Raw genomic sequence first — 6952 nt, 5'->3', positions numbered from 1 at the left:
GTGAAGCTGACACTCACATCATCGAGCCGAAACCCTAGTGAGCCGATATACAGACGTTCATTTAGTCGATCATAGACCAAACCGCCCGCATATCTCTTCAGTAAAACCATCAATGTCAAAGAGCCGAAGACAAAAATCAACAGCAGCACCCAATCCCTCAGGTGCGAACCGCAAACCTCATCTTCCGAATGTCTATCGCTTTAACCACCCCAAACCGTCTCTCTCGATCCCGTCTGCCGCGGCCTCCGCGCCCCGCTGCGTCGTCTGCCGCTGCGGTGAAGCGGTATTTACGGACAACACCCAAACACCGCAACCCCTTTTTCAACGAAAATCATAAATTCATACAAAAATTCAAATAACATACTGAAATATATATAGTTATTTCGATCAGTTTTATGACACAGCCATCATCCTGACACACCCGCCACACCGACACACCGGAATCACCACCTAAGACAATGCCCTCCAGAGGTGCGGTCAGGCCAGCGACCTATAGCGGCTCCTGGGCGAGCGCCTGTTCGTCCGGCTCAAGGCCCACGAAGGCCCCCAAGGCACGGCCAGCAAACCAGATCACCGCGGAGAGCGTCGCCGGAGCCGCAATCCCCACGGCCATGGCCAGACCGTCAGAGACAGGGATCAGCGCGACCGAGGACGAACACAGGAACGCAATCGCGAACTGGATCGCGCCGACCAGCGCCGAGCCGACACCCGCCATTGCCCGCGCAGCCCCCATAGCGACCGCCATCATATTGGCCGTCAGAAGCCCGACCATGCCCATCACCAGCCATAGGGGCACGACATAGACCCATAAATTCGTGGTGCCCGACAGCATAACCAACCCGAGAGCCAACATCACGATGACAGGCAGACCGCGCCCGATCAGCGCCTCGGGCGAGACCCTGTCGAGCAGCTTCGTGTTGAGATGAGATGACAGCATCAGGGCCGCAGCCACCAGCCCGAAGATCAGCCCGTATTGCATATTACCGAGGCCGAAGCCGGTCTTGAACACCCCTGCCGAGCCCGTGATGAAGGCAAACATCGCCCCCTGGATCAGGGCCGCCGAGAGGGTTGCCACCACAAAGGCCGGTCGCGCGATAAGCGTGCCATAGCTGCGGAAGGCCCCGCGAAAGGCCTTAGGCTGGCGTTTCGCGGCTGGCAGGGTCTCGGGCAATGTGATCTGCGCCAGTATCGCCGCAACACAGCCGATCACGATCATCGCGACGAAAATCGCCTGCCAGCCGAGATAGGTATAGAGCACCGAGCCCAGAAACGGCGCCGCAATCGGCCCGACCGTCATCAGCATCACCAGCACCGTCAGCGTCTTGGCCATCTGCCGACCGGTGAAGAGATCGGAGACCATCGCCCGACCGACCACCATCCCCGCACAGGCACCCACCGCCTGAACGAAGCGCAGGCTGTTGAATACCGTAATATCGCGCGTGAACAGAAGCGCCAGCGAGCTCACGGTGAACAGCGCCGCCCCGCAGATCAGCGGCACCTTGCGGCCATATCCCTCGATCAGCGGTCCCATCATCAGCTGCCCCGCGCAAAGCCCCAGAAAGAAGAGCGAGAGAGACATCTCGACCCCGGCCGCAGAGGCGTTCAACACCCCCTCCAGCTCGTGCATCGCCGAGAGATACATATCCGTCGCAAGCGGCGGGAAGATGGTAAGAAGCGCAAGCACGGTGACAAAAACCCAATAGGGAGGATGGCGGTCTGACATGATCTATCCAGTCGTAAGGCGCCACCAACGGGCAATGCGCCAAAGGGAAGGGACCGATTCCAATTGATCGGCGGGCTTGCAACCGATATTAGGAGACTAGGGTCTCGTATCAATACGAAACTTGCGTCTCTTAACCCATGCAGGGCAGCTATGACACAAACGCCTCCCCCCGCCGGACGGCCGCGCAACCGCGATACCGGCCCCGCCCTTCTGGCCGCGGCCCATCATCTCGTCGCCCAGCACGGCTATGAGGCGGTGTCGATCTCGCAGATCATCGAAGAGGCAGGCGTCTCCCGCCAGAGCCTCTACCGGCGCTGGCCGACCAAGGCCGATCTCGTCCTTGACAGTTTCCATGCGATGTCGGCCCCCCTGCCCCCGCTCGATCCGCATTGCCCGGGGCGCAAGACGCTGGAGCTGTTCCTGACCCAGATCTTCCACAATCTCGCAGATATGGGCAGCGCCCTGACCGCGCTGATTGCCGCCGCCCAGACGGATCTGCAGTTCCGCGCCCATTTCGTGCAGAGCTTCGTGAAGCCCCGCGAAGAGCTGATGCTCGAGATCCTGCGCCACGCGCGGACCCGCGGGGAAATCGGGGGGGGATGCGACCTGCAGATCCTGTCGGACATGATCCATGGCGCGTTCTGGTATCGGGTGCTCAATGGCGATCCGCTCGACCAGCAAGTCGTCACGCGGTTGGTCGCGACCGTTTTTGCAAGCGCAACCTCTGGCTAGCATCGCGACCCGACCGAACATCGCGGACCTCTTCCACCGGATAGTCCCACCAGAAAGATCCCACCTCAAGCGGACGTGATTTTCTTCCCGAGAGATTTTGCATCATAGGCGTCTTATAAATAAGTTACAGTATAACATATCAACGCAAGCCCGAGTTCCGATGCCCCGAAATGCCCCGATAGAATTGCGCGCCTCGACCCTGTCGATCAGCGCGGCCAGACGTATGGTCTACGCCGTGATCGTGATCGCCCTCCTCTGGGGTCTGGTCGCCTGGGCCGTCATCCTGCCATGACCACGCCCATCACATTCGACAATGTCACGCTCAGCTATGACCGGCGTCCGGCGGTCCACCACCTGTCTGGCTGTTTCGCGCACGGCAGCAAGACCGCCATCGTCGGCCCCAATGGCGCGGGCAAATCCACCCTGATGAAGGCGCTGATGCGTCAGCGTCTGGGCGTCGAGGGCCGGATCGATTTCGGCGGCCTCAGGCCCAATGATTTCGGCTATCTGCCTCAGCTGGCCGAGATCGAGCGCGGCTTCCCGATGACGGTCTCGGATGTGGTGGTCATGGGCGCATGGCGCCGGATCGGGGCTTTCCGCAGCATCGGCAAGGGCTTTGCGCAGAAGGTGGCCGCGGCGCTCGAGGCGGTCGGAATGAGCGGGTTCGAGAGCCGCATGATCTCGTCGCTTTCGGGCGGGCAGATGCAGCGCACGCTTTTTGCGCGGCTGATCGTGCAGGATGCGCAGGTGATCCTGCTCGACGAGCCTTTCACCGCCATCGACGAGGCGACAACCCGCGACCTGCTCGACATCATCGCCCGCTGGCATGGCGAGGGCCGGACGGTGATTGCCGTCCTGCATGACATCCAACAGGTGCGCGCGGCCTTCCCCGAGACGCTTCTGATCGCGCGCAGGATGATCGGCTGGGGCTCAACGCCACAGGTGCTGACCGAGGACAATCTGCGCATCGCCCGTAATACCACCACCGCATGGATGCCCGATGCCGGCCCCTGCGAACCGAAAGATGCCACAAGATGAGCCTCTATTCCGCGGTCCTCCAGCCCTTTGTCGATTATGGCTTCATGCGCCGCGCCCTTGTGGCCTCCATCGCCCTCGGGCTGGGTTCGGGGCCGGTAGGCGTGTTGCTGATGCTGCGCCGGATGAGCCTTGTGGGCGATGCGATGAGCCATGCGGTCCTGCCCGGCGCCGCGATCGGCTTCCTGCTGGCGGGCGGGCTATCGCAGCTCGCGATGGGGGTCGGCGGCGCGGTCGCGGGGCTGAGCGTCGCCGTGCTGGCAGGGCTGGTCACCCGCGGCACCCAGATCAAGGAAGATGCGAGCTTTGCCACCTTCTATCTCACCTCGCTGGCGCTTGGCGTGCTGATCGTCTCGCTTAAAGGCTCCAATATCGACCTTCTCCATGTGCTTTTCGGAACGATCCTGTCGGTCGATGCCAAGGCGCTCTACATGGTGGGCGGGATCACCAGCTTCACGCTGATCGTGCTGACGCTGGTCTATCGCCCGCTGGTGATGGAATGTTTCGACCCGAACTTCCTGCGCTCGGTCGGCGGGCGTGGCAGCCTCTATCATCTGATCTTCCTCTTTCTGCTGGTCATCAACCTCGTGGCGGGCTTTCAGGCACTCGGCACGCTGATGGCCGTGGGGCTGATGATGCTGCCCGCCGCCTGTGCCCAGCTCTGGGCACGCACCCTGCCCGCAATGGTCGCGGTCTCGGCGGCCATCGCCATGGTCTCGGGCTTTCTGGGGCTTCTGGTCTCCTACCATCTGGGCTTTGCCTCCGGCCCCACGATCATCCTCACCGCCAGCTGTTTCTACGCCATCTCCCTTCTGGTCGCGCCGCAAGGCTTTCTGGCCCGAGCCCTTCACCGCCCCCATCTCGCGGGCTAATCAAAGGATAACCGCAATGACACATCTCTTCCGCCCCACGCTTTCGGCGCTGGCCATCACCGTCGCCACCATCGGGGCCGCCCATGCCGATACGATCAATGTCGTCGCCAGTTTCTCGGTTCTGGGCGATGTCGTAAAAAACGTGGGCGGCGCGCATGTGACTGTGCGCAACCTCGTGCCCGCCAATGGCGACCCCCATGACTACTCCCCCACCCCCGAGGATGCGAAGGCGCTCAAAGCGGCACCCGTGACCTTCCTCAGCGGCGAGGGCCTCGAGACATGGTTCAAACGTCTGGCCAAGGCCTCGGGCACCGACAAGGAGCCGGTCATCGTCTCCGAGGGCATCAAAACCCATATGTTTGATGAGGACGGCAAGCAGGTCACCGACCCCCATGTCTGGAACTCGATCCCCAATGTCATGATCTGGGTCGATAATATCGAGATGGCTCTGGCATCGGCCGATCCTGCCGATGCCACTGATTTCAAGGCCAATGCCGCGAGATACAAGGACCAGCTGCGTGCGCTGGATGGCAAGATCCGCGAAGAGATCGGCGAGACGTCCACCGGTAAACGCCAGATCCTGACGAGCCATGACGCCTTCGGCTATTTCGGCGAGGCCTATGGCGTGACCTTCCTTGCGCCGCAGGGCGTATCCACCGAGACCGAAGCCTCCGCCGCAGATGTCGCCCGCATGATCGACCAGATCAAGGCGGATGGTGTGAAGACCTATTTCGTCGAGAACTCGAACGACCCGCGTCTGGTCAAACAGATAGCAGAAGCCACTGGCGCGCAGCCGGGCGGCGAACTCTATCCGGAATCGCTCTCGGGCTCCGACGGCCCGGCGCCAACCTATCTGGATCTGATGCGTTATAATGCGGACCAGATCGCCACGGCGATCTCGCAGAAGTAATCCATCGGGGCGGCGCGCAAGCCGCCCCATTTTCAGAATTTCAGGGCCGCGTCATCCTTCACTTCCTTGATGGCAAAGAAGGTCCGGATCTGGCGCACCCCCGGCAGGGTGATCAGCTCGCGCCCGTGCAGGCGGTTGAAATCGCGCATATCGCCCACGCGGATCTTCATCAGATAATCGAAATCCCCTGCAACGAGGATACAGTCGAGCACCGCAGGCATCTTCTGCACCGCCGCCTCGAATTCGGCAAAACTCTCGGGCGTCGAACGGTCGAGCACCGCGCCCACCATCACCAAGGCCCCGAGCCCCACACAATCGGGCGCGATCCGCGCGCGCACATTCGAGATGACGCCCGTCTCGAACAGCCGCTGCGTCCGCCTGTGGCAGGTGGCGGGCGAGATATTGCACCGCGCCGCCAGCTCCGCATTGCTCAGCCGCCCGTCGGACTGCAACAGCCGCAGGATCGACAGATCGATTCTGTCCAGATCTACTGTGGAAGGATCTTCCAAAATATCACCCTTTATCTTCCTGTTTCACGACAGCAGGAGAATTTTGAGAGAGATCCCGCAAATCTGCAAGCCAAGTTAGAGAGCACCTTTCACAGACTTCTCGCTAGCCTGTCTCCATCACCAAACGGAGACCCAGATGAGCCTACTCGACAAATTCCCCCGTTATCCGCTGACCTTCGGCAAGACCCCCATCGAGCATCTGCCCCGCCTGAGCGAGGCGCTTGGCGGCGGCATCGAGATCTATGCCAAGCGGGAGGATTGCAATTCCGGCCTCGCGATGGGTGGCAACAAGTTGCGCAAGCTGGAATATATTGTCCCCGACGCCATCGCCTCGGGTGCCGATACGCTGGTCTCCATCGGCGGCGTGCAATCGAACCACACCCGCATGGTCGCGGCCACGGCCGCCAAACTCGGCATGGGCTGTGTCGTGGTGCAGGAGAAATGGGTGCCCCATTATGACGCCGTCTATGACCGCGTCGGCAATATCATGATGACCCGCCTGATGGGCGCCGACTCGCGGCTGGTGGAGGACGGCTTCGATATCGGCATCCGCAAGAGCTGGGAGGATGCGATCCAGTCGGTCAAGGATCGTGGCGGGAAACCCTATGCCATCCCCGCCGGAGCCTCGGTCCATAAATATGGCGCGCTCGGCTATATCGGCTTTGCCGAGGAAGTGGCCGAGCAGGAGAAGGAGCTGGGCTTCACCTTTGACTATATCGTTGTTTGCGTGGTGACCGGCTCGACACAGGCGGGGATGATCGTGGGCTTTGCCGCGCAGGACCGCGCCGACCGGGTGATCGGCATTGATGCCTCGGGCACACCCGAGCAGACCCGCGCGCAGGTGCGCGAGATCGCGGATAATGCCGCAAAGCTCGTGGAACTCGGGCGCGGGATCCGCGAGGACGAGATCGTCATCAACGAGGATTACGCCTATCCCGCCTATGGCGTCCCCTCGGAAGAAACCAACGAGGCGATCCGCCTTGCCGCCCGCACCGAGGCCATGATCACCGATCCGGTCTATGAGGGCAAATCCATGCAAGGCCTGATCGACCTGACGAAAAAGGGCTTCTTCCCCGAAGGCTCGAAGGTTCTCTATGCGCATCTGGGCGGTGCGCCCGCGCTCAACGGCTACAGCTATTACTATCGCGAGGGCTGAGCGCCCAAAGATTGC

At 61.6% G+C, this 6952-nt stretch carries 8 protein-coding genes; 6 read left to right on the top strand and 2 right to left on the bottom strand.

Features of this window, described 5'->3' with window-relative positions:
* Positions 1–490: 490 nt before the first annotated feature.
* Positions 491–1723: a multidrug effflux MFS transporter gene (locus WDB91_RS19625; RefSeq protein WP_339115355.1), complete on the bottom strand. Its 1233-nt coding sequence runs from the start codon at positions 1721–1723 to the stop codon at positions 491–493.
* 150 nt (positions 1724–1873) lie between these two features.
* On the opposite strand from WDB91_RS19625, the gene WDB91_RS19620 reads away from it, so the two are divergent.
* The 5 genes from WDB91_RS19620 (at position 1874) to WDB91_RS19600 (ending at position 5272) form a co-directional block, all read left to right on the top strand.
* Positions 1874–2455, top strand: a complete 582-nt coding sequence (locus WDB91_RS19620; protein ID WP_339115354.1) for a TetR/AcrR family transcriptional regulator — start codon at positions 1874–1876, stop codon at positions 2453–2455.
* A 160-nt stretch (positions 2456–2615) separates the two neighbouring features.
* Positions 2616–2747 (top strand): hypothetical protein, encoded by a 132-nt coding sequence (locus WDB91_RS19615; RefSeq protein WP_339115353.1) that lies wholly within the window; start codon positions 2616–2618, stop codon positions 2745–2747.
* Positions 2744–3493: an ABC transporter ATP-binding protein gene (locus WDB91_RS19610; protein ID WP_339115352.1), complete on the top strand. Its 750-nt coding sequence runs from the start codon at positions 2744–2746 to the stop codon at positions 3491–3493. Before WDB91_RS19615 ends, WDB91_RS19610 begins: the two co-directional genes overlap by 4 nt.
* Positions 3490–4362 (top strand): metal ABC transporter permease, encoded by an 873-nt coding sequence (locus tag WDB91_RS19605; RefSeq protein ID WP_339115351.1) that lies wholly within the window; start codon positions 3490–3492, stop codon positions 4360–4362. Before WDB91_RS19610 ends, WDB91_RS19605 begins: the two co-directional genes overlap by 4 nt.
* Before the next feature lie 16 nt (positions 4363–4378).
* Positions 4379–5272 carry a zinc ABC transporter substrate-binding protein gene (locus tag WDB91_RS19600; RefSeq protein WP_339115350.1) on the top strand — a complete coding sequence of 298 codons (894 nt, stop codon included), beginning with the start codon at positions 4379–4381 and terminating at the stop codon, positions 5270–5272.
* Between the two features lie 32 nt (positions 5273–5304).
* Here the strand turns inward: WDB91_RS19600 and WDB91_RS19595 are convergent, their stop codons facing one another.
* Positions 5305–5781, bottom strand: a complete 477-nt coding sequence (locus tag WDB91_RS19595) for an Lrp/AsnC ligand binding domain-containing protein (RefSeq protein ID WP_339115349.1) — start codon at positions 5779–5781, stop codon at positions 5305–5307.
* A 136-nt stretch (positions 5782–5917) separates the two neighbouring features.
* Here WDB91_RS19595 and WDB91_RS19590 point away from each other — a divergent pair, with 136 nt between their 5' ends.
* A complete protein-coding gene (locus WDB91_RS19590; protein ID WP_339115348.1) occupies positions 5918–6937 on the top strand; it encodes a 1-aminocyclopropane-1-carboxylate deaminase in 1020 nt (339 codons plus the stop codon).
* The last annotated feature ends 15 nt before the right edge of the window (positions 6938–6952 follow it).

Source organism: Thioclava sp. GXIMD2076 (assembly GCF_037949795.1).
In the GTDB taxonomy this organism is placed as follows: Bacteria; Pseudomonadota; Alphaproteobacteria; order Rhodobacterales; family Rhodobacteraceae; genus Thioclava; species Thioclava kandeliae.
The sequence above is the reverse complement of the archived record's forward strand: the minus strand, read 5'-3'. Positions and strand labels throughout refer to the sequence as shown.

Coding starts and splice junctions, on each gene's coding strand:
- WDB91_RS19605 (WP_339115351.1), top strand. CDS start 3,490: ATGAGCCTCTATTCCGCGGTCCTCCAGCCCTTTGTCGATTATGGCTTC.
- WDB91_RS19615 (WP_339115353.1), top strand. CDS start 2,616: ATGCCCCGAAATGCCCCGATAGAATTGCGCGCCTCGACCCTGTCGATC.
- WDB91_RS19620 (WP_339115354.1), top strand. CDS start 1,874: ATGACACAAACGCCTCCCCCCGCCGGACGGCCGCGCAACCGCGATACC.
- WDB91_RS19610 (WP_339115352.1), top strand. CDS start 2,744: ATGACCACGCCCATCACATTCGACAATGTCACGCTCAGCTATGACCGG.
- WDB91_RS19625 (WP_339115355.1), bottom strand. CDS start 1,723: ATGTCAGACCGCCATCCTCCCTATTGGGTTTTTGTCACCGTGCTTGCG.
- WDB91_RS19600 (WP_339115350.1), top strand. CDS start 4,379: ATGACACATCTCTTCCGCCCCACGCTTTCGGCGCTGGCCATCACCGTC.
- WDB91_RS19590 (WP_339115348.1), top strand. CDS start 5,918: ATGAGCCTACTCGACAAATTCCCCCGTTATCCGCTGACCTTCGGCAAG.